Origin of the sequence: Streptomyces sp. NBC_00122 (genome assembly GCF_045160845.1) — a bacterium.
In the GTDB taxonomy this organism is placed as follows: Bacteria; Actinomycetota; Actinomycetes; order Streptomycetales; family Streptomycetaceae; genus Streptomyces.
In genome coordinates this window covers 4687726-4709646 of record NZ_CP108191.1, presented here as the reverse complement: position 1 = coordinate 4709646, position 21921 = coordinate 4687726, and the positions used below count along the sequence as shown (strand labels likewise).

At 70.3% G+C, this 21921-nt stretch carries 19 protein-coding genes, 1 tRNA gene and 1 pseudogene; 12 read left to right on the top strand and 9 right to left on the bottom strand.

What is annotated here, in order from left to right; genetic code table 11:
- Positions 1–27 precede the first annotated feature (27 nt).
- From OG737_RS22475 to OG737_RS22455, 5 genes are all read right to left on the bottom strand, one after another.
- The gene (locus OG737_RS22475; protein ID WP_328927921.1) at positions 28–834 is read right to left on the bottom strand and encodes an ABC transporter permease; all 807 of its coding nucleotides are present in this window, start codon (positions 832–834) and stop codon (positions 28–30) included.
- Entirely contained in the window at positions 834–1772 is a 939-nt protein-coding gene (locus OG737_RS22470; protein WP_328927920.1) for an ABC transporter permease, read from the bottom strand. Before OG737_RS22470 ends, OG737_RS22475 begins: the two co-directional genes overlap by 1 nt.
- On the bottom strand, positions 1769–2920 hold the full coding sequence (locus OG737_RS22465; protein WP_405921904.1) for an ABC transporter ATP-binding protein: 1152 nt from the start codon (positions 2918–2920) through the stop codon (positions 1769–1771). The genes OG737_RS22470 and OG737_RS22465 overlap by 4 nt, the downstream gene beginning before the upstream one ends.
- A gap of 66 nt (positions 2921–2986) precedes the next feature.
- On the bottom strand, positions 2987–4237 hold the full coding sequence (locus tag OG737_RS22460; protein ID WP_328927918.1) for a spermidine/putrescine ABC transporter substrate-binding protein: 1251 nt from the start codon (positions 4235–4237) through the stop codon (positions 2987–2989).
- Between the two features lie 48 nt (positions 4238–4285).
- Positions 4286–5800, bottom strand: coding sequence for a gamma-aminobutyraldehyde dehydrogenase (locus OG737_RS22455; RefSeq protein WP_328930444.1), 1515 nt, complete (start codon positions 5798–5800; stop codon positions 4286–4288).
- A gap of 194 nt (positions 5801–5994) precedes the next feature.
- Between OG737_RS22455 and OG737_RS22450 the strand changes: the two genes are divergently transcribed.
- The 3 genes from OG737_RS22450 to OG737_RS22440 all read left to right on the top strand — a co-directional run bounded on the left by OG737_RS22450 (position 5995) and on the right by OG737_RS22440 (position 8835).
- Positions 5995–6549: an NADAR family protein gene (locus tag OG737_RS22450; RefSeq protein ID WP_328927917.1), complete on the top strand. Its 555-nt coding sequence runs from the start codon at positions 5995–5997 to the stop codon at positions 6547–6549.
- Between the two features lie 263 nt (positions 6550–6812).
- A tRNA-Ser gene (locus OG737_RS22445) sits at positions 6813–6874 on the top strand.
- 341 nt (positions 6875–7215) lie between these two features.
- Entirely contained in the window at positions 7216–8835 is a 1620-nt protein-coding gene (locus OG737_RS22440) for a TROVE domain-containing protein (protein ID WP_405678290.1), read from the top strand.
- A 20-nt stretch (positions 8836–8855) separates the two neighbouring features.
- Here the strand turns inward: OG737_RS22440 and OG737_RS22435 are convergent, their stop codons facing one another.
- Entirely contained in the window at positions 8856–9560 is a 705-nt protein-coding gene (locus OG737_RS22435; protein ID WP_328927915.1) for a DUF4190 domain-containing protein, read from the bottom strand.
- A gap of 111 nt (positions 9561–9671) precedes the next feature.
- Between OG737_RS22435 and OG737_RS22430 the strand changes: the two genes are divergently transcribed.
- The 5 genes from OG737_RS22430 (at position 9672) to OG737_RS22410 (ending at position 14595) form a co-directional block, all read left to right on the top strand.
- Positions 9672–10697 carry an adenosine deaminase gene (locus OG737_RS22430; RefSeq protein ID WP_328927914.1) on the top strand — a complete coding sequence of 342 codons (1026 nt, stop codon included), beginning with the start codon at positions 9672–9674 and terminating at the stop codon, positions 10695–10697.
- Between the two features lie 36 nt (positions 10698–10733).
- Positions 10734–11423, top strand: a complete 690-nt coding sequence (locus tag OG737_RS22425; protein ID WP_405678294.1) for a glycerophosphodiester phosphodiesterase — start codon at positions 10734–10736, stop codon at positions 11421–11423.
- A gap of 59 nt (positions 11424–11482) precedes the next feature.
- Positions 11483–12586 carry a sensor histidine kinase gene (locus OG737_RS22420; protein WP_405681346.1) on the top strand — a complete coding sequence of 368 codons (1104 nt, stop codon included), beginning with the start codon at positions 11483–11485 and terminating at the stop codon, positions 12584–12586.
- A complete protein-coding gene (locus tag OG737_RS22415; protein WP_328927912.1) occupies positions 12583–13260 on the top strand; it encodes a response regulator transcription factor in 678 nt (225 codons plus the stop codon). The genes OG737_RS22420 and OG737_RS22415 overlap by 4 nt, the downstream gene beginning before the upstream one ends.
- Positions 13261–13407: 147 nt before the next feature.
- Positions 13408–14595, top strand: coding sequence for a serine hydrolase domain-containing protein (locus OG737_RS22410; RefSeq protein WP_405678296.1), 1188 nt, complete (start codon positions 13408–13410; stop codon positions 14593–14595).
- Here the strand turns inward: OG737_RS22410 and OG737_RS22405 are convergent.
- The 3 genes from OG737_RS22405 to OG737_RS22395 all read right to left on the bottom strand — a co-directional run bounded on the left by OG737_RS22405 (position 14588) and on the right by OG737_RS22395 (position 17841).
- On the bottom strand, positions 14588–15052 hold the full coding sequence (locus tag OG737_RS22405) for a hypothetical protein (RefSeq protein ID WP_405678298.1): 465 nt from the start codon (positions 15050–15052) through the stop codon (positions 14588–14590). The two genes, OG737_RS22410 and OG737_RS22405, sit on opposite strands and share 8 nt — an antisense overlap.
- Positions 15053–15130: 78 nt before the next feature.
- Positions 15131–16309, bottom strand: a complete 1179-nt coding sequence (locus tag OG737_RS22400) for a spermidine/putrescine ABC transporter substrate-binding protein (protein WP_328927909.1) — start codon at positions 16307–16309, stop codon at positions 15131–15133.
- 92 nt (positions 16310–16401) lie between these two features.
- A complete protein-coding gene (locus tag OG737_RS22395) occupies positions 16402–17841 on the bottom strand; it encodes a gamma-aminobutyraldehyde dehydrogenase (protein ID WP_405921903.1) in 1440 nt (479 codons plus the stop codon).
- Between the two features lie 169 nt (positions 17842–18010).
- On the opposite strand from OG737_RS22395, the gene OG737_RS22390 reads away from it, so the two are divergent.
- The 4 genes and pseudogenes from OG737_RS22390 (at position 18011) to OG737_RS22375 (ending at position 21903) form a co-directional block, all read left to right on the top strand.
- The gene (locus tag OG737_RS22390) at positions 18011–18514 is read left to right on the top strand and encodes an Lrp/AsnC family transcriptional regulator (RefSeq protein WP_328927907.1); all 504 of its coding nucleotides are present in this window, start codon (positions 18011–18013) and stop codon (positions 18512–18514) included.
- Positions 18515–18517: 3 nt separating this feature from the next.
- Entirely contained in the window at positions 18518–19879 is a 1362-nt protein-coding gene (locus tag OG737_RS22385; protein WP_328927906.1) for an aspartate aminotransferase family protein, read from the top strand.
- 321 nt (positions 19880–20200) lie between these two features.
- Positions 20201–20845: pseudogene (locus tag OG737_RS22380) on the top strand (ABC transporter ATP-binding protein); the annotation flags it as partial.
- Positions 20827–21903 carry a hypothetical protein gene (locus tag OG737_RS22375; protein ID WP_405921902.1) on the top strand — a complete coding sequence of 359 codons (1077 nt, stop codon included), beginning with the start codon at positions 20827–20829 and terminating at the stop codon, positions 21901–21903. The pseudogene OG737_RS22380 and the gene OG737_RS22375, both read left to right, overlap by 19 nt.
- Positions 21904–21921 lie beyond the last annotated feature (18 nt).

Genomic DNA, 21921 nt, shown 5'->3' with positions numbered 1-21921 from the left:
CTACGGAACTGATGACGTGCTTTCGAACTACTTCGGTTGTGCTTTCTTGCGGCGGTTGCCGACCATCTGGCCGGCGAGCACCACCAGCACCGCGATGACGAACATCGCCGTGCCGATGACGTTGATCTGCACAGGCGTACCGCGCTGGGCCGATCCCCACACGAACATGGGGAAGGTGACGGTGTTGCCCGAGTTGAAGTTGGTGATGATGAAGTCGTCGAACGAGAGCGCGAAGGAGAGCAGCGCGCCCGCCGCGATACCGGGTGCCGCGATCGGCAGGGTGACCCGTACGAAGGTCTGCACCGGGCCCGCGTAGAGGTCGCGGGCGGCCTCCTCCAGCCGCGGGTCCATGGACAGGACACGCGCCTTGACGGCGGCGACGACGAAGCTGAGGCAGAACATGATGTGGGCGATCAGGATCGTCCAGAAGCCCAGCTGGATGCCCATGTTGAGGAAGAGGGCGAGCAGTGAGGCCGCCATCACGATCTCGGGCATGGCCATGGGCAGGAAGATCAGCGAGTTGACCGCGCCGCGCGCCCGGAAGCGGTAGCGCACCATCGCGAAGGCGATGGCGGTGCCCAGCGCGGTCGCGGCGACGGTGGCCCACAGGGCGATCTGGAGGGAGAGCGAGAGGGAGCCGCACAGGTCGGCGACCCCGCAGGGGTCCTTCCACGCGTCGAGCGAGAACTCCTGCCAGGCGTAGTTGAACCGCCCGGTGGGGTTGTTGAAGGAGAAGACGGTCACGACCACGTTCGGCAGGATCATGTACGCGAGCGTGACGAGGCCCGCGATGACGACCAGATTGCGCCGGAGCCAGGCGATGGAGGTGCGCATCAGACCAGGTCCTCCGTCCCCGCTCGGCGGATGTAGATGGTGACCATGATCAACACGATGGCCATGAGGATGAACGACAGCGCGGCAGCCGTCGGGTAGTCGAGGATCCGCAGGTACTGCGACTGGATGACGTTGCCGATCATCCGGGTGTCCGTGGAGCCGAGCAGCTCGGCGTTCACGTAGTCGCCGCTCGCCGGGATGAAGGTGAGCAGGGTCCCGGAGACCACGCCCGGCATGGACAGCGGGAAGGTCACCTTGCGGAAGACCGTGGCGGGGCGGGCGTACAGGTCCCCGGCCGCCTCGTGGAGGCGGGTGTCGATGCGCTCCAGCGAGGAGTACAGCGGCAGGATCATGAAGGGGAGGAAGTTGTACGTGAGACCGCAGACGACCGCGAGCGGCGTGGCCAGCACCCGGTCCCCCTGGGTGATGCCGAGCCAGCTCGTGACGTCCAGGAAGCCGATCTTGTTGAGGACGGCGACGACCGGGCCGCTGTCGGCCAGGATCGTCTTCCAGGCGAGCGTGCGGATCAGGAAGCTGGTGAAGAACGGCGCGATGACGAGCACGAGCAGCAGGTTGCGCCAGCGGCCCGCCCTGAAGGCGATCAGGTAGGCCAGCGGGTACCCGAGCAGCAGGCACAGCACGGTGGCGGTGCCGGCGTACAGCAGGGAGCGCAGGAACTGCGGCAGGTACTCGGTGAAGGCGTCCCAGTAGGTCTGGAAGTGCCAGGTGACCTCGAAGCCCTCTTCGAGGGAGCCGGTCTGCACCGAGGTGGAGGCCTGGTAGACCATCGGCAGCACGAAGAAGACCAGCAGCCACAGGATGCCGGGGAGCAGCAGCCAGTACGGGACCAGCCGCTTGCGTACCGACGGCTTGTGCACCGGGGGTCCGGCGGGGGCGGGCGCCTGGGGCGGCGCTGCTTCTACAGCGGGGCCGGTCACGCGATCTCCTCGACCGTCTCGATGCCCGCGTCGATGTCCTGGGCGGCATCCAGGCCGAAGGTGTGCTCCGGGTTCCAGTGCAGGACCACCTCGGCGCCCGGCACCAGGCGGGCGTCCCGCTCGATGTTCTGGACGTACACCTCCAGCTCGGGGCAGACCTGGCTGTCGATGACGAACTGGGTGGAGACGCCGATGAAGGAGGAGGCCGCGATCCGGCCGGGCACCTTGTTGCGGCCGGCCGCGATGGTGTCCTCCTCGTCGGCGTGGACCACGGATATCTTCTCCGGGCGTACCCCGACCAGCAGCTTTCCGCCCGCCTTGGGGGTGGTCGAGCAGCGGGCCCCGGGCAGCCGCAGCTTCGTCCCGGCCGAGCTGACCACGACGTCGGCGCCGCCCGCCTCCAGGACCTCGGCTTCGATGAGGTTCGAGGTGCCGAGGAAGTTGGCGACGAACGTGGTGCCCGGGTTCTCGTACAGCTCGGCGGGCGCGCCCAGCTGCTCGACGCGGCCGCCGTTCATCACGGCGACCGTGTCGGCCATGGTCATGGCCTCTTCCTGGTCGTGCGTGACGTGCACGAAGGTGATGCCCACCTCGGTCTGGATGCGCTTGAGCTCCAGCTGCATCTGGCGGCGCAGCTTGAGGTCGAGGGCGCCGAGCGGCTCGTCGAGGAGGAGCACCTGGGGGTGGTTGATCAGGGCACGGGCGACCGCGACCCGCTGCTGCTGCCCGCCGGAGAGCTGGTGCGGCTTGCGCTGGGCGAACTGGCCGAGCTGGACCAGCTCCAGCATCTCGTCGACCTGCTTCTTGACCGACTTTATGCCGCGGCGGCGCAGGCCGAAGGCCACGTTCTCGTAGATGTTCAGGTGCGGGAAGAGGGCGTAGCTCTGGAAGACCGTGTTGACCGGCCGCTTGTACGGCGGCAGGTGGGTGACCGCCCGGTCGCCGAGGTGGACCGTGCCGGTGGAGGGCTCCTCCAGGCCGGCGATCATGCGCAGGGTGGTGGTCTTCCCGCAGCCGGACGCGCCGAGCAGGGCGAAGAAGGAGCCCTGGGGAATGGTGAGATCCAGCGGGTGCACGGCGGTGAAGGTGCCGTAGTGCTTGCTGATCCCGGCGAGGCGGACGTCGCCGCCCGCGGTCTTGTCAGTCATGGATGGGTCCCGGGGTTGGGTGGGGCGAAGAGGTCAAGGGAGGGGTTCGCGGCGAGGCGGGTACCGCTACGCGCCGATCAGCTTGGCGAACTTCTCTTCGTACGCCGTCTCTTCCTCGCTGCTGAGCGAGCGGAAGGAGTGTGCCTTCGCGGCCATCGCCTTGTCCGGCACGATCAGCGGGTTGTCCGCGAGGGCGGGATCGATCTTGGCCAGCTCGTCCTTGACGCCCTCGACCGGGCAGACGTAGCTGATGAAGGCGGCCAGCTGGGCGGCGACCTCAGGTTCGTAGTAGAAGTCGATGAGCTTCTCGGCGTTGGCCTTGTGCCGGGCGTGGGCGGGGACCAGCAGGTTGTCGCTGGAGGTGATGTAGCCGGGTGCCGGGATCGCGTACTGGATGTCCGGGTTGCCGGCCTGGAGCTGGATGACGTCGCCCGCCCAGGCGAGGCAGGCGGCCAGGTCGCCCTTGTCGAGGTCGGCGGTGTAGTCGTTGCCGGTGAAGCGGCGTATCTGCTTGGTGTCCACGCCCTTCTGGAGCCGGCCGATCGCCCCGTCGAAGTCCGCGGTGGTGAAGTTCGCCGGATCCTTGCCCTGGTCGAGCAGGGTCATGCCGACGCTGTCGCGCATCTCGGTGAGGAAGCCGACCCGGCCCTTGAGGGTGGGGTCGTCGAGCAGCTGGGTGACGGAGTCGACCTTCTTCCCGTCGGTGGCCTTGGTGTTGTAGGCGATGACGGTGTCGATGCCGGTCCACGGGTAGCTGTACGAACGGCCCGGGTCCCAGTCGGGGGTGCGGAACTGCGGGATCAGGTTCGCGTAGGCGTGCGGGAGGTGCGAGGGGTCCAGCTTCTGCGCCCAGCCGAGGCGGATGATGCGGGAGGCGAGCCAGTCGGTGACGACGATCAGGTCGCGGCCGGTGTCCTGGCCTGCGGCGAGCTGCGGGCGGATCTTGCCGAAGAACTCGACGTTGTCGTTGATGTCCTCGGTGTACTTGACCTTGATCCCGGTCCGCTTGGTGAACTCCTCCAGGGTGGGACGGCTCTTCTCGTCCTCGCTGGTGTCCATGTACTCGGTCCAGTTGGAGAAGTTGATCTCCTTCTCCTGGGCCGAGTGGTCGTCGGAGGCCGCCGCCGCGTCACCCGCGCGCTTGGCGGGCGGGATGCCGCACGCGGCGAGGGTGGACAGGCCGCCGAGGGTGAGCGCTCCGACTCCGGAGGCGCGCAGCAGCGAGCGGCGGGTGAGGGCGCCGCGCCCGCTGGTGAGGCTGCGCCGCATCGCGGCGAGTTGCGCCGCCGAGAGGCGGTCGGGCTCGAACTGCTCCATGCGCGTTGCCCTTTCGGGATGTTGGGCCGCTGGTCAGGCGGAGGTTTCCTATCGGTCCCCGAAGATCGTGCGGTGCCAGTCCTTCGCGGCAACCGCGGTGTTGTCGTACATCACGTGCTTGACCTGCGTGTACTCCTCGAAGGAGTAGGCACTCATGTCCTTTCCGAAGCCACTCGCCTTGTAGCCGCCGTGGGGCATCTCGCTGATGATCGGAATGTGGTCGTTGACCCAGACGCAGCCCGCCTTGATCTCGCGGGTGGCCCGGTTGGCCCGGTAGAGGTTCCGGCTCCAGGCGGAGGCGGCGAGGCCGTAGGGGGTGTCGTTGGCGAGCGCGATGCCCTCGTCGTCGGTGTCGAAGGGCAGGACGACCAGGACCGGGCCGAAGATCTCGGACTGGACGACCTCGCTGTCCTGGGCGGCGCCGGTGATGAGGGTGGGCCGGTAGTACGCGCCTTCGGCGAGCTCACCTCCCGGTACCTCGCCGCCGGTGACGACGGTGGCGTACGAGCGGGCGCGCTCGACGAAGCCGGCGACCCGGTCGCGCTGGGCGTGGGAGACCAGCGGGCCGAGGTCGGTGGTGGCCGCGAAGGGGTCGCCGAGGCGGACGGTCTCCATCAGCTCCGCGACGCGGGCGACGAAGGCGTCGTGCAGGGGGCGCTGGACGTACGCGCGGGTGGCGGCGGTGCAGTCCTGGCCGGTGTTGATGAGGGAGGCGGCGACGGCGCCGTGCGCGGCGGCCTCCAGGTCGGCGTCGTCGAAGACGAGGAAGGGGGCCTTGCCGCCGAGCTCCAGGTGGAGCCGCTTGACGGTGGCGGTGGCGATCTCGGCGACCCGCTTGCCGACGGCCGTCGAGCCGGTGAAGGAGGTCATGACCACGTCGGGGTGGCCGACCAGGTGCTCCCCGGCCTCACGGCCGGCGCCCGTGACGATGTTGATCACGCCGTCGGGCAGCCCCGCGTCCTTGGCCGCCTGCGCGAACATCAGCGAGGTCAGCGGGGTGAGCTCGGCGGGCTTGAGGACGATGGTGTTGCCCGCCGCGATCGCCGGGAGGATCTTCCAGGCGGCCATCTGGAGCGGATAGTTCCAGGGCGCGACGGAGCCGACGACGCCGATGGCCTCGCGGCGTACGTACGAGGTGTGGTCCCCTGAGTACTCGCCGGCCGCCTGCCCCTGGAGGTGGCGGGCGGCACCCGCGAAGAAGGCCGTGTTGTCGATGGTCCCCGGCACGTCGAACTCCGTGGACAGCTTGACCGGCTTCCCGCACTGGAGGGACTCCGCGTACGCGAAGTCCTCCGCCTGCTCGGCCAGTACGGCGGCCAGCCGGTGCAGGGCGTCCGAACGCTCCCCGGGAGTGGCGCCGGACCATGCCGGGAAAGCCCTCTTGGCGGCGGCGACGGCCTCGTCGACGTCGGCGGTGCTCGCCAGTTCGTAGGTGAGGACCTCGTCGCCGGTGGCGGGATCGACCACCGTGTGTGACTGACCGGAGGTGCCGGACCTGAGTCGCCCGTCGATGTACTGCGCGCCGTCCGCGAAGCGGTCCTTGACCTGGAAGCGGTTGCCCATCACGCTCTCACGCTCTCCGTAGCTACAGTTCGAGCTACAGCTCGAATTGAGTGCCGATCCTGACAGAGGACATCCCCTCGGCCAAGTGATTCCGTTGTTGCCTTTTGATTACGCGACGGAATCGGTCGACCATGTGTCGAGGCACACCCGAAATCCCGTACGAAGTGTCAGTGGCGACTGTCAGACTCGCGTGCATGGAAATGATCGACAAGCTGATCAAGCAGGTCAGCCACGGTGAGCGGGTGAAGTTCCTGCCGTTCTGGGGGCACCGCCCGCGGCCCGACGGGACGCTCGGGCCGAGTTGCCTCAGCCAGTGGTGGCCGTCCGCCTTCACTGTGGGTGATGTCCGATATGCCACGGCTGAGCACTGGATGATGGCCGGGAAGGCCCGTCTGTTCCAGGACGCGGAGGCCGAGCGCGCCGCGCTCGAGGCGGCCACTCCGGCCGAGGCGAAGAAGGCCGGGCGGCTCGTGCGCGGCTTCGACGACGCGATCTGGGAGCGGGAGCGGTTCGCGCTCGTGGTGGAGGGCAGCGTGCACAAGTTCGCCTCCGACCCGGCGCTGCGCTCGTACCTGCTGTCCACCGGGAACCGGGTGCTGGTGGAGGCCAGCCCGATGGACCGGATCTGGGGCATCGGGCTGCCGGCCGACGACGAGCGCGCCCTGGACCCGGCCCGCTGGCGCGGCTTGAACCTGCTGGGCTTCGCCCTGATGGAGGCCCGGGACCGGCTGCGCGCGGACGGCGCGTGACGGAGCGGCGCGTGACGGAGCGGCGGCGGGTGGCAGCCGTGATCATCCGGGACGGCTGCGTACTCATGGTGCGCGAGCGCGGGCGGGGCCCACGGGTCGGCACGCCCGCGGATGGTCGGCATCATCCGGGTCCCGCTGTCGCGCGGGGGCGCCGACGGCGAGGTCATGGTGCCGACGCCGCTGATGGCGGCCACGGTCCGACCGGGAGGTAATTGCGTGGCGGCGGCCGGACCCGGCGCCTAACGTGATCCTTGTCCAGGTGCGCAGGTGAGACCTACTTCCACTGTTAATGGGGCGGTCGCGGGTTCGAGTCCCGTCACCGGCGTCAAGCCGGTGTAGCTCAGTCGGCAGAGCACCACGTGGTTTCGCCGACCTTGTTCTCTGGACACCTACGTCACGCACCTCCCGGTGCGCAGGCAGCGGCTCCTTCTTTTGCAAAGACACCAGGCCGCCGCCACCTTGATCTCGGGAGGCCGTACGTGGGGGATGCCCGGTGCGCAGGCAGCGGTTACTTCCGGATCAACGGGTCGCGGGTTCGAATCCCGCCCGGCCACGGCCGGTAGCTCAGCTTGGCAGAGCAGTCGACACAGTCCGTCGCCGACTTCGATCTCGGGCATCCCTCACGTCACGCCTCCCCCGCGTCCTTTGAATTCGGGGGAATTCACCATGGCTCGTTTCAACCTGCGCTCGTCCGCGTCCACGTCCGCGCCCGCGTCCGCCTCTCGGCCGGCTTCGCCCGTGCGCTCGACCCGCCGCACCCGCACCCACGAGGGCGGACCGGGTCACGAACGCGATGCGCGCTCCGAGCTGTTCCTGCTCGCCGTCGCCAACTTCGTGACGCAGCAGACCTCCTACGAGAGCGGCGAAGACCGCGACGACCGCTTCGGCGCCCTCGTGCGGCGGCTCGCGGTCGAGGACCCCGCGTGGACCGCCGGCCTGCTGGGCTGGCTCCGCGGGGACGCGAACATGCGGACCGCCTCACTCGTCGGCGCCGCCGAGTACGTCCGGGCCCGGCTCGACGCCGACGCCACCGACGGGCCTTCGAACCGGCAGGTCGTGGACTCCGTGCTGCGGCGCGCGGACGAGCCCGGTGAGCTGCTGGCCTACTGGACGGCGACGTACGGGCGCAACGTGCCCAAGCCCGTCAAGCGCGGCATCGCCGACGCCGTACGCAGGCTCTACTCCGGCACCTCGCTGCTGAAGTACGACACCGACTCGAAGGGCTACCGGTTCGGTGACGTCCTCAACCTCGTGCACGCCTCCCCCGACCCGGCCAAGGCCTGGCAGGGCGAGCTGTTCCGCTACGCCCTCGACCGCAGGCACCACCCGGAGAGCGCGGAGGTCCCGGCGGGCAACCGCACCCTGGCGGCCCACCGGGCCCTGATGGCGCTGCCGGTCTCCGAGCGGCGCGGTGTGGTGCTCGCCCCGGACGGCGCCGAGCGGCTCGCGGAGGCGGGCATGACCTGGGAGGCGCTGGCCGGCTGGCTGCAGGGGCCCATGGACGCGGCCGCCTGGGAGGCGGTCATCCCGTCGATGGGTGCGATGGCCCTGCTGCGCAACCTGCGCAACTTCGACCAGGCCGGGGTCTCGGACCAGGTGGCCGAGCAGGTGGGGCTGAGGATCTGCGACCCGGAGGCCGTGGCCCGGGCGCGGCAGTTCCCCTTCCGCTACCTGGCGGCCTACCAGCATGCGCCCTCGCTGCGCTGGGCGTACCCGCTGGAGCGGGCGCTCGGCCACTCGCTGGGCAACGTACCGGCGCTGCCCGGGCGGACGCTGGTCCTCGTCGACCGGTCCGGGTCGATGTGGTCCTCGCTGTCGGACCGCTCCAAGCTCAACCGGGCGGACGCGGCGGCCGTGTTCGGGGCGGCGCTGGCGCTGCGGGCCGAGGACGCGGACCTGGTGCAGTTCGGCTCGACCAGTCAGGTGGTCCCGTACAGCCGGGGCGAATCCGTACTGAAGGTGCTGGAGCGGTTCGGGAACCTCGGCGGCACCTACACGGCGCAGGCCGTGCGGGAGCACTACCGCGGCCACGACCGGGTGCTGATCGTCACCGACGAGCAGGCAGCCTCCTACGGCTACGGCGGTGACCCGACGGCCCAGGTGCCGCCGACGGTGCCGGTGTACACCTGGAACCTGGCGGGCTACCGCGTGGGCCACGCGCCGTCCGGCTCCGCGAACCGGCACACCTTCGGCGGGCTCACCGACGCGGCCTTCCGCATGGTGTCCCTGATCGAGGGCGGCCGGGACGCCGACTGGCCGTGGGCGGCGGCTTCGGCCTCAGCCTGAGCCCCGGCTCAGGCCGAGGCTCATATCTTCTCGCGCACCCGCGAGTTGGAGTACGGGCTGTCGTAGTCGGAGTCCCAGTCCCTGTCCATGACCGGGGCGAACATGGCGAGGAGCATCAGGGCGCCCAGCACGATGCCTATCGCGCCGAGGATGATGCCGGCCAGCGCCATCCCGCCGTTGTCAGCCTCGCCGCGGGTCGCCTTGCCCTTGCCCAGGGCGCCGAAGACGACGGCTCCGATCCCGAGCGCGATCGCGATGAAGCTGGTGATGCAGCCGACGACCGAGATGATGCCGAGGACGAGGGCGGTGACGCCGAAGCCGTTGTTCTTCGGCGCCGCGTACAACGGGTATCCGGCGTTGCCCGGGTAGCCGGGGTATCCCGGATACCCGGGGTATCCCGCGTCGCCGGGGTACCCGTAGCCCGGCACGGCGGTCGGCGTCAGGGGCGGGGTCGGGGTCGGGGTCGGCGAAGCCATGGGCGTGGGCACGGGCGTCGGATACCCGTATCCGCTCGCGTCCGGCTGGGCCGGATAGCCGTACGCGGGCGGCTGCACGGGTGCGGGCGCCGGAGCGGGCTGCGACGGATGCGCCCCCGGCATCCCGGCGACCGTGTGCTGGTCGTGCACGGACGGCGGTCCGGGCGTGCCCCGCTGCTTACCGAGGTCCACCACCGGCCGCTCCGGCGGCGCCCACGGGTCCCTCGCCTCAGGGCTCTGGTCGGTCATGCGGCGCCCCCCTCTCGTACAGCCATGCTAAGCGTTGCCACCGACAGTCACGGTCCCTGCCTACGATGAAGGCAGACCTGCCCGCACCCGCGTCCTTCCGGAGGCACCCTCATGACCGACCTTCATCCCTTCATCGCGGGACTGCCCAAGGCGGAACTCCACGTCCACCACGTCGGCTCGGCGTCACCGCGCATCGTGGCCGAGCTCGCCTCCCGGCACCCCGACTCGAAGGTCCCGACCGACCCCGAGGCCCTCGCCGAGTACTTCACCTTCACCGACTTCGCGCACTTCATCGACGTCTACCTCTCCGTCGTGGACCTGGTCCGCACCCCCGAGGACGTCCGGCTGCTGACCTTCGAGGTCGCGCGTGACATGGCCCGGCAGAACATCCGCTACGCCGAACTGACCATCACCCCCTACTCCTCCACGCGCCGCGGCATCGACGAGAAGGCCTTCATGGAGGCCATCGAGGACGCCCGCAAGGCCGCCGAGGCCGAACTCGGCGTCATCCTGCGCTGGTGCTTCGACATCCCCGGCGAAGCCGGCCTGGAAGCCGCCGCCGAGACCGCCCGCCTCGCCGTGGACCTGCGCCCCGAGGGCCTGGTCTCCTTCGGCCTGGGCGGCCCCGAGATCGGCGTCCCGCGGCCCCAGTTCAAGCCGTACTTCGACCAGGCCCGCGCCGCCGGCCTGCACAGCGTGCCGCACGCCGGCGAGACCACCGGCCCCGAGACCATCTGGGACGCCATCCGCGAACTGGGCGCCGTGCGCATCGGCCACGGCACCAGCTCCACCCAGGACCCGGAACTGCTCGCCTACCTGGCCGAGCACCGCATCGCGCTGGAGGTCTGCCCGACCTCCAACATCGCCACCCGCGCCGTCACCGACCTGGACCGGCACCCCGTCAAGGAGATGGTCGCCGCGGGCGTGCTCGTCACCATCAACAGCGACGACCCGCCGATGTTCGGCTCCGACCTCAACAACGAGTACGCGGTGGCCGCGCGCCTCCTCGACCTCGACGAGCGCGGTCTCGCCCAGCTCGCCAAGAACGCCGTCGAGGCCTCCTTCCTCGACGCGGCCGGCAAGGCCAAGCTCAACGCGGAGATCGACGCGTACACGGCCGAATGGCTCGCGCGCTGACGGCCGCTTGAACCTCCGGCCCGCGAGAATGGGGCCATGCGCACCCTGACTGCCGTCGGCCACCGCGGCGATCCCTACCGTGTCCGTGAGAACACCCTGTCCTCGATCCGCTCCGCCTTCGCGCGCGGGGCGGACGCGGTCGAGATCGACGTACGGCTGACCCGCGATGGGGTGCCGGTCCTGCTCCACGACGAGACGCTCCAGCGGCTGTGGGGCCATGACGTGCGCCTTGACGCCGTCACGGCCCCCCAGTTGGCGGAGCTGACGCAGGGCGCGGTCCCGACGCTGCGCGACGCGCTGACGGCGGGCGGGGCGGGCCGGCTGATGCTCGACCTGCCGGGCGCCTCGTTCGAGGCGGTGCGGACCGTGGTGGGCCAGGTCCGCGAGTGCGGGGCGCGCGAGCGCACCTACTACTGTGCGGGGCCCAACACGATGCTGGCGGTCCGCGCCGCCGATCCGGGCGCGGAGATCGCGCTGACCTGGACCACGCTGTCGCCGCCGCGCCGGGTGCTGATCGACGCGGTCGCCCCGCGCTGGCTCAACTACCGCTTCGGGCTGGTCGGCCGGGAGCTGACGGACGCACTCCACCGGGACGGCCTGCTGGTGTCGGCCTGGACCGCGGACACCAAGCGGACGATGCGGCGGCTCGTCAGGGCCGGGGTCGACTCGATCACCACCAACCGGGTGGACGCGCTGGAGTCCGTACGGGCCGAGTTCGGCCGGTGATACGGGCCTTCGGCGAGCGGATCCGGCACGCGGACCCGCGCTGGCAGGACCTGGGCCTGATGCTGCTGGTGCAGGTGGCCACGACGATTCCGTTCGTCGTGCCCAGGGCTCCGGACGAGTCGCCGGCCGACTGGCCGGCATACCTGCTGACCACGCTGGTCAATGTGCCGCTGGTGTGGCGCCGACGGGCGCCGGTGTGGGTGATGTTCGGCGTGATGGCGGCCGGCTCGGTGTACCGGCTGTCGCTGGACGGTCCCGGGCAGCCGCTGCCGTACGCGGCGCTGATCGCCGTCTACACGATCGCGCTGCTGAGTTCGGCGCGGGTGCGGCTCGTGATGGGGGTGGTCGTGACCGTGGCCATCGTGGGCTCCGTGGCGCTCAACACGACGACGGCCAAGGAACTGCTGTTCGCGCTGTTCGTGTTCGGGGCGGCGGTCACGCTGGGCCGGCTGCAGGCCACCCGGCAGGCGTACACGGCGGCCGTCGAGGACCGGGCGGCGCAGCTGGAGCGGGCGAACCGGATCGAGGCGGAGCAGGCCGCGGCCCGTGAACGGGCCCGGATCGCACGGGAGATGCACGACATCCTCTCCCACGCGGTCAGCCTCATGATCGTGCAGGCCGAGGCCGGTCCGGTGGCGGTCCGCCGGGCGCCGGCCCGGGCCGAGGCTGCCTTCGAGGCCATCGCCGAGACGGGCCGGGACGCGATGGCGCAGCTGCGCACGATGCTGGGCGTGCTGCGCACGGAGGAGGCGGCTCCGCGTGCGCCGCAGCCCGGGATCGGGGCGCTGCCGGCTCTGCTGGACAGGGTGCGGGCCAGCGGGGTGCGGGTGTCGTACGAGCGGACGGGCGAGGTGCGGGAGCTGCCGGCCGCGCTGGAGGCGACGGTGCACCGGGTGGTGCAGGAGGCGCTGACGAACGTCGTGAAGCACGCCGCGGCCTCGGCCGTGGAGGTCGCGCTGGAGTACGGGGCGCGGGCGCTGACCGTGAGGGTCACGGACGACGGCCGCGGGACGGGCCCGTCCTCGGGCGGGCACGGCCTGATCGGGATCCGCGAGCGGGCGGCGGCACACGGCGGGACGGCCGAGGCCGGTCCGGTGCCGGGCGGGCGGGGCTTCTCGGTGCGGGTGGTCCTTGTAACCTCGCCGCTGGAGGTGGGGAATTGACGATCCGTGTGGTGGTGGCGGACGACCAGGAGCTGGTGCGCAGCGGGTTCGCGATGATCCTGGACGTCCAAGAGGACATCGAGGTCGTGGCGGAGGCCGGGGACGGCGAGGCCGCGGTGGAGGCGGTGGCCCGGCTATCGCCGGACGTGGCGCTGCTGGACATCCGGATGCCGGTGCTGGACGGGATCGAGGCGTGCCGGGCGATCACGGCGCGGAGCGCGTGCCGGACGGTGATGCTGACGACGTTCGACTCGGACGAGTACGTGTACGAGGCGCTGCACGCGGGGGCGAGCGGGTTCCTGCTGAAGGACGTGCGGCGGGACGATCTGGTGCACGCGGTACGGGTGGTGGCCGCGGGCGAGTCGCTGCTGGCGCCTTCAGTGGCGCGGCGGCTGATCGAGGAGTACACGGCGGCGACGGCGCGTCCGTCCCAGCCGGCCTTCGCGGCGGACCGGCTGGAGGTGCTGACGGCGCGGGAGCGGGAGACGCTGCTGCATCTGGGGCGGGGACTGTCGAACGCGGAGATCGCGGCGGCGCTGGTGGTGAGCGAGCACACGGTGAAGTCGCATGTGGGGAACGTGCTGGCGAAGCTGGGGCTGCGCGGCCGGATCCAGGCGGTGATCTGCGCGTACGAGACGGGTCTGATCGCGGCGGGTACTCCCTCCGGAGAGTGAGTGCACGGCGTGTCGCCTCCCTCTCGCGGCCCAGTTGTCGTACTGGAGAAGACCCCTCTCAGTGGTGATCCTCAACCACCCCTCCGACCAGGAACATTGAGGTCGTCGGGGCAGCTGGGCCCCGCGGTCTCGCAGGGGGAAGACATCATGAACGCATCCGCGCGCACGCTGATCGCCGCCGCTCTGGTCCTGGGCATCGCGTCCGGCCCGGCGGTCGCACACGCCGCTCCGGCTCCGGTGCCGGCGGGCGCCGCGGCGCCGGCCGTCTCGACCCCGCCGAACGCGGCGGCGCTGGAGAAGGCGATCGCGGGGCTCGGCCCGCAGAACCCGTACGCGACGGCCGCGCTGGTCCGCGTGGGTGGTACGAGCGGTAGCTGGAAGGGAAGTTCCGGCGTGGCCGACATCCGGACGGGGCGCGAGCCGATCGAGGGCGCCCGGTTCCGGGCCGGGTCGGTGACGAAGACCTTCACCGCGGCGGTGGTGCTGCAGTTGGCCGCCGAGGGCAGGGTGGATCTGGACCGGCCGGTGCAGGAGTACCTGCCGGGGCTGCTGTCAGGAGAGTTCGAGCCGGTCAGCGTGCGGCAGCTGCTGAACTACACGAGCGGCATCCGGCCGGCCGACGGTCCGGGGGACTCCTTCGAGGCGCAGTACGCCCACCGGTTCGACGTGGTCGACCCGCGCGCCCTGATCGCGAACGCCGTGGCGAAGGGGCCGGAGTTCCGGCCGGGCGAGAAGCAGCACTACCTCAACATCGACTACACGGTCCTGGCCGTACTGATCGAGAAGCTGACGGGCACGACGTACGAGCGGGCTCTGACCGCCCAGATACTGGGGCCCCTGGGCCTGCACCACACGTCGGTGCCGTCCCGTGAGCAGAACCGGATACCCGGCCCGCACCACCACGGCTACCAGGCGGTGCCGCGGGCCGACGGCACGCGGGAGCTGGTCGACGTGACGGACTGGAACTCCTCTTCCAACTGGGCCGCAGGGGACCTGATATCGACCACCGCGGACCTGGAGAAGTTTACCGTGGCCCTGTTCGGCGGCCGGGTGGTGCCGAAGGCGCAGCTGGAGGAGATGTTCACGGTGCCTGGGGTGAAGGACTTCGAGAGCGGCGAGGACGCCGCGCAGACGGCGGGGCTGAAGCGGCTGGTGCTGCCGGACGGCACGGTGACCTACGGCAAGACGGGCTCCCGGTACGGCTACAGCACCGTGATCGGGGGGACGCGCGATCTCTCGCGCACGCTGGTCTACTCGGTCAACTCCACCGATGCCAAGGGGCAGGACATGAACAAGGTGACGTTCGGCATCGTGATGGCGGCCTTCGCTAAGTAGCCATCGCCTCAAGGCGCTTGATCATGCGACGCAGGACCATCAGGGGGATCACCCCGAAGACGCCGAACGACATGTCGATGACGCTCCACCAGATGGGTATGCCCCGGATCGGGCCGCAGATCAGGGCCAGCGGGATGATGCCGGCGCAGGCGACCATGCCGGCTTCGACGATCCAGATGTTGCGAACCGGGTCCCGGTGGACGCCGTAGAAGAAGACGGCGATGACGAGATGGGCGAAGGCGAGCCAGTCGGTGCCGTAGAGGAGGAAGGGGTAGTCGGCATCGGCGCGGTCCAGTCCGTCGCCCACCCGTCGCAACCACTCGTTGTCCAGCAGGGCGTTGGCCCAGTGGAGCTCGCTGACCAGGGGGAAGGCCGTGAGTCCACTGAGCACGAGGCAGACGAGGAACAGGGTCAACCAGGCACGGATCCGCCGCTGAACGGCGTTTGACTCGCTCATGAAAGGAAGCCTACGCCAGCTTTCTGAACACGTTCAGCCACATTGATGAACGCGTTCAATTCTGTGGCCGGTCCGTGATCAGAGCCCGACGATCGCGTTCCACCGCCGGGCGAGGGAGCGGCGTTCGGCCGAGGAGATGTCCCGGGCCACGGCGAGCCGCTTGCGCATGTCGCCGTCGGGGAAGATCAGCGGGTTCTCGGCCAGTTCGGCGGTCTCCTTGTCGCCGGAGCCGGCCAGCACCTCACGGGCGGCCGGGACCGGGCAGACGTAGTTGACGGAGGCGGCGAGCTCGGCCGCCACCTCCGGGGCGTAGTAGTGGTCGATCAGGGCCTCGGCATTGGCCTTGTGCCGGGCCAGGTTGGGCACGAGGAGGCTCTCCGCCCAGAGTTCGGCCCCCTCCTCCGGCACCACGAACTCGATGTCCGGGTTGTCGGCCTGGAGCTGGATGGCGTCGCCGGAGTAGGCCTGGCAGGCCAGGACGTCGCCCTTGCTCAGATCGGAGGTGTAGTCGTTGCCGGTGAAGCGGCGGATGTGCTTCTTGCGCACCATGCTCTCGACCTGGTCGCACATCCGGTAGAAGTCGGACTCCGTCCAGCGGGTGACGTCCACGCCTTCGCCCTGCATCAGCAGCGCGAAGGACTCGTCGAGGCCGGAGAACAGGGTGACCTTGCCCGCGAGGTCGGGCTGCCAGAGGTCCTTGACCGACTTGATCTCCCGGCCCAGGGCCTTGCGGTTGTAGGCGATGCCGGTGATCCCCGACTGCCAGGGGACGGTGTGGAGCCGGCCGTCGTCGAAGGCGGGGGACCGCAGCTGCGGGTCCAGGTGCTCGGCCACGTTGGACTGTGCCGAGCGGTCCATCTTCTGGGCCCAGCCCAGGTGGACGAAGCGGGCGGCCATCCAGTCGCTGACCACGATCAGGTCGTGGCCCGTCTCCTGGTGGTTCATCAGGGCCGGACTGACCTTGCCGAAGAACTCGTCGTTGTCGTTGATCTCCTCGGTGTACCGGACCTCGATGCCCGTCCGCTCCGAGAACGCCTCCAGGGTCGGACGGCGCTCCTCGTCCTCGTCGTCGGTGTCGATGTACAGCGGCCAGTTGGAGAAGACGACGGTCCGGTCGCTGCCGGAGCCGTCGGGGCCTTCGCGCCGGTCCTCGGGGACGTAGGCGGCGGGGACTCCGCAGCCGGTGAGGGCGGCCAGCAGGCCGGCGGCACCGAGGCCGCGCAGCGCGGCGCGGCGGGAGAAGGCGAGTTCAGGCATGGGTTCAGCCTCGGTGAACGCGATGGGGCGGGCAATAGACATGTTGTCTACCGCCCGCCCCGTCAACGCTGTGCTGTGATCGATGCGGCCGATCAGCCGTCGAGCGAGGTCATGACGTGCTTGATGCGCGTGTAGTCCTCGAAGCCGTAGGCGGAGAGGTCCTTGCCGTAGCCGGACTTCTTGAAGCCGCCGTGCGGCATCTCGGCGACGAGCGGGATGTGGGTGTTGATCCACACGCAGCCGAAGTCGAGGTTCTTGGACATCCGCATCGCGCGGCCGTGGTCCTTGGTCCACACCGAGGAGGCGAGGGCGAACTCGACGCCGTTCGCGTACTCCAGGGCCTGGGCCTCGTTCGCGAAGGACTGGACGGTGATGACGGGGCCGAAGACCTCGTTCTGGATGATCTCGTCGTCCTGCTTGAGGCCGGAGACCACGGTCGGGGCGTAGAAGTAGCCCTTCTCGCCGACCTGGTGGCCGCCCGCCTCGACCTTGGCGTGCGCGGGGAGGCGCTCGATGAAGCCCGCGACCTGCTTGAGCTGGTTCGGGTTGTTCAGCGGGCCGTACAGCACGTCCTCGTCGTCCGGCTGGCCGGTCTTCGTGTCCGAGGCGGCCTTGGCGAGCGCGGCCACGAACTCGTCGTGGATCGACTCGTGCACGAGCACGCGGGTGGCGGCGGTGCAGTCCTGGCCGGCGTTGAAGTAGCCCGCGACCGCGATGTCCTCGACGGCCTTCGCGATGTCGGCGTCCGGGAAGACCACGACCGGGGCCTTGCCGCCGAGCTCCAGGTGGACGCGCTTGACGTCCTTGGAGGCGCTCTCGGCGACCTGCATGCCGGCGCGCACCGAGCCGGTGATGGAGGCCATCGCCGGGGTGGAGTGCTCGACCATGGCCTTGCCGGTCTCGCGGTCACCGCAGATGACGTTGAAGACGCCCTTGGGCAGGACCGAGTCGATGATCTCCGCCATCAGTACGGTGGAGGCCGGGGTGGTGTCCGAGGGCTTGAGCACCACGGTGTTGCCCGCGGCGATGGCCGGAGCGAACTTCCACACGGCCATCATCATCGGGTAGTTCCACGGCGCGACCTGGGCGCATACGCCGACCGGCTCACGGCGGATGATCGACGTCATCCCTTCCATGTACTCGCCGGCCGAACGGCCCTCCAGCAGCCGGGCGGCGCCCGCGAAGAAGCGGATCTGGTCCACCATCGGCGGCAGCTCCTCGCTGGCCGTGAGGCCCAGCGGCTTGCCGGTGTTCTCCGACTCGGCGGCGACGAGCTCGTCCGCGCGCGCCTCGAAGGCGTCCGCGATCTTCAGCAGTGCCTTCTGGCGCTCCGAGGGCGTGGTGTCACGCCAGCCCGGGAAGGCCGCCGCGGCGGCGGCCATGGCGGCGTCGACATCGGCCTGGCCGGAGAGCGGGGCGGTGGCGTACACCTCGCCGGTGGCGGGGTTGACCACCTCGGTGGTCCGCCCGTCGGCGGCGTCCTTGAACTCTCCGCCGATGTAGTTGCGCAGACGACGCAGTTCGGTGGTCACTACAGCCACACTCCTGATCACATGTCCAATGGTTGAGACGAATCCCAAGCCTAGCTTCTCGGCGGACGCTTTCGACAGACCCAGACGCCACGACCTACGAAATCAGTGAGATCGGAGTCGCCAGACAACGGATTTCATCGATTCCGTCTTGCGGAACAGACGACTCCTCGTGCACAGTGTGGTCGTGGTCAGTCGAAGCGCAGATTCCAGGAACAGACAACCGTCCCCTTCGGTCGATGCTGTGTCCCTGGCGATCATCGAGCAACTCCAGGAGGACGGTCGCCGTCCCTACGCGTCCATCGGCAAGGCGGTCGGCCTGTCCGAGGCGGCCGTGCGCCAGCGCGTGCAGAAGTTGCTCGACCAGGGCGTCATGCAGATCGTCGCGGTCACCGACCCGCTCACCGTGGGCCTGCGGCGCCAGGCCATGGTCGGCATCAACGTCGAGGGAGACCTCGACCCGGTGGCCGACGCCCTGACCGCAATGGCCGAGTGCGAGTACGTGGTGATGACCGCGGGCTCGTTCGACCTGATGGTGGAGATCGTCTGCGAGGACGACGACCACCTGCTGGACACGATCAACAAGAAGATCCGCACGCTCCCCGGCGTGCGCTCAACCGAAAGCTTCGTTTACCTGAAGCTGAAGAAGCAGACCTATATGTGGGGAACTCGATAGCCCGTGAGCCAGGACCTCTCCAAAACCGCGTACGACCACCTGTGGATGCACTTCACCCGCATGTCGTCCTACGAGAACGCGCCCGTCCCCACCATCGTGCGTGGTGAGGGCACCTACATCTTCGACGACAAGGGCAAGCGCTACCTCGACGGTCTCGCCGGACTGTTCGTGGTCAACGCCGGTCACGGCCGCAAGGAACTGGCCGAGGTCGCCTACAAGCAGGCCCAGGAACTCGCGTTCTTCCCCATCTGGTCGTACGCACACCCCAAGGCCGTGGAGCTCGCCGAGCGACTCGCCGACTACGCCCCGGGCGACCTGAACAAGGTCTTCTTCACCACCGGTGGCGGCGAGGCCGTCGAGACCGCCTGGAAGCTCGCGAAGCAGTACTTCAAGCTGCAGGGCAAGCACACCAAGTACAAGGTCATCTCGCGTGCGGTCGCCTACCACGGCACCCCGCAGGGAGCCCTGTCCATCACGGGCCTGCCGGCCCTGAAGGCGCCGTTCGAGCCGCTGGTCCCCGGCGCGCACAAGGTGCCGAACACCAACATCTACCGCGCCCCGATCTACGGCGACGACCCCGAGGCCTTCGGCCGCTGGTGCGCCGACCAGATCGAGCAGGAGATCCTCTTCGAGGGCGCCGACACCGTCGCCGCGGTCTTCCTGGAGCCGGTGCAGAACGCCGGCGGCTGCTTCCCGCCGCCGCCCGGGTACTTCCAGCGGGTCCGCGAGATCTGCGACGAGTACGACGTGCTGCTCGTCTCCGACGAGACGATCTGCGCCTTCGGCCGCCTCGGCACGATGTTCGCCTGTGACAAGTTCGGCTACGTCCCGGACATGATCACTTGCGCCAAGGGCATGACCTCGGGCTACTCCCCGATCGGTGCCTGCATCGTCTCGGACCGCATCGCGGAGCCGTTCTACAAGGGCGACAACACCTTCCTGCACGGCTACACCTTCGGCGGCCACCCGGTCTCCTCGGCGGTCGCGCTGGCCAACCTCGACATCTTCGACAAGGAAGGCCTCAACCAGCACGTGCTGGACAACGAGGACGCCTTCTTCTCGACGCTGAAGAAGCTGCACGACCTGCCGATCGTCGGCGACGTCCGCGGCAACGGATTCTTCTACGGCATCGAGCTCGTCAAGGACAAGGTCACCAAGGAGTCCTTCACGGACGAGGAGACGGAGCGCGTGCTCTACGGCTTCCTCTCCAAGGCCCTCTTCGAGAACGGCCTGTACTGCCGGGCCGACGACCGCGGCGACCCGGTCATCCAGCTGGCCCCGCCGCTGATCGCCGACCAGGGCACCTTCGACGAGATCGAAGGCATCCTGCGCTCGGTGCTCACCGAGGCGTGGACCAAGCTGTAGACAGCCGCCGGTCCGGACGGTGAACCGTCCGGCGCCGCAATGCTCCAACCACACGGCCCGGATCCTCCGTTCGAGTGAGAACGCGGGGGTCCGGGCCGTGTGCTGTCACCATCCAAGAGGTTCATCTCTTTACATCTCAGTGCGGCGCCAGTGACTTCGGCCGGCTCCGCTTCGTTCCCCCGGACGGAGGTGTACGCCATGGTGGCTCCACGGGACACTGCCCCAGCCGACAACGCCCTGCCGCAAGATGATCTGCTCTGGGCACGGTCCCTTCACTACTCCCACAGCGGTTCTCCGGGCATCACCGGGGTCTGCGTGGGAGTCCGCCAGGGCGAGATCCTGGCCCTGACCGGCCCGCGCGGCAGCGGCAAGACCACCTTGCTGCGCTGCCTGTCCGGACAGCTGCGGCCCGAGCAGGGCGAGGTCTGGTTCAACAGCGTCCCCGTGCACACCATGGGCGCCCTGGCCCGCGAGCGGCTGCGCCGCGACCGGTTCGGCTGGATCGGCCCCGAGCCGCAGCTGCTGCCCGAGCTGAAGGTGTGGGAGAACGCGGCCCTGCCGCTGCTGATCGCCGGCGCCTCCCACCGCGGCGCCAAGCACGCCGCCTGCGAATGGCTGGACCGCCTCGACATCGGCGGCTTCGCCCGCAAGCGCCCCCGTGCCCTCACCCGGGCCGAATCCCAGCGGGTGGCACTGGCCCGGGCCCTGGTCAACGCGCCCGCGGTGATCTTCGCCGACGACCCCACGGCTCCGCTGCACCGGGCCGAGCGCGCCCTGCTGCTCCGTTCGCTGACCACCGCGGCCCGCTCCCACGGGATCACCGTGCTGCTGGCCACCCACGACGAGGAGGCGGCGGCCGTCGCCGACCGCCGCTTGGCCCTGCTCGACGGCCGCGACGCCGCAGCCGCCGGGCCCCCCGCCTCCGAGACCACGGAGGACCAGGCCGCGTGCTCGCTCTCCGCCTAGCCCGCGGCTCCCGCCCGCTCGTCCAGCTGCGCCGGCTCCTCGTCGCCGCCGCCTCGGCCGGTACCGGGTTCCTGCTGCTGTACGTGCTCGCCGAGGCGGTGGCCCGGCCCGCCGGATCGTTCCCGCGCCTGCTGTGGGCCCTGGTGCCGCTGGCCGCCACCGTCCACTTCGCCGTCGCCGTCGCCCGGACCGACCCGGCGACCCGGCCCCGGGAAGGACTGGACGCCGCCGGGCTGGGACCCGTACGGCTCGCTCTCGCCGCGGCCTTCTCCACCGCCGTCGCCTGCGCCCTGGGCAGCGCCCTGGCCCTGGCCGCCTTCCTCCACCTGCGCGGCGACCTGTCCGGGCTGCCGTTCGACGGAGCCGGGGCCGGGCTGCTCCACGCCGGCCAGCCGCTGCCCGTGGCGGCCGCCCTCACCCTCCTGGTCCTGCTCCCCCTGACCGCGTCGGCCTGTGCCGCCTGCGTCCTGGGCCGACGGCGCACCCCGACGGCCCCGCAGACCGGCCTGCCCTGGGGCATCGCGCTGACCTCCTGCGGCCTCGCCGTCGAGGCGTACGCGGGGCGGGGCGGGCCCGGCATGCTGGCCGGCTGGTCACTCACCGCGATCGGCCTCGCCCTCGCCGGACCCGGCCTGGCCTACGTGTGCGGCACGCTGGTCCAGGCCGTACGCCCGGGCGCGCTCCGGCTGCTGGCCGGGCGGGCCCTCCAGGAGGAAGCGCCCCGGCTCGGCCCGCCCCTCGGGGTGCTGTGCGCGGTCGGGGCGGGCGCCCTCACCGCCCTGGCCCTGCCCGACCGGGGCGGGCTGCTCGTCCCGCTGGGCCCGCTGACCGAGCCGGCCGCGGCCCTGGTGGCCCTGTGCGCCGCCGCGACCCTTCTCACATCCGCGGTAGAGGCCCGGCAGGGCCGCGCCGCCACCCGCGAGGCCCTGCACGACCTCGGCGCGCCCGCCAAGGCCCTGCGTACGGCCGCGAGTCTGCGGGCAACCGCCCTGATCGCCGTCTGCGTACCGGTCAGCTGGGGTGTGGCACAGCTGACGTCCCTGGCACTGACCCGCTGACCCGGGCAGCCCTTAGGG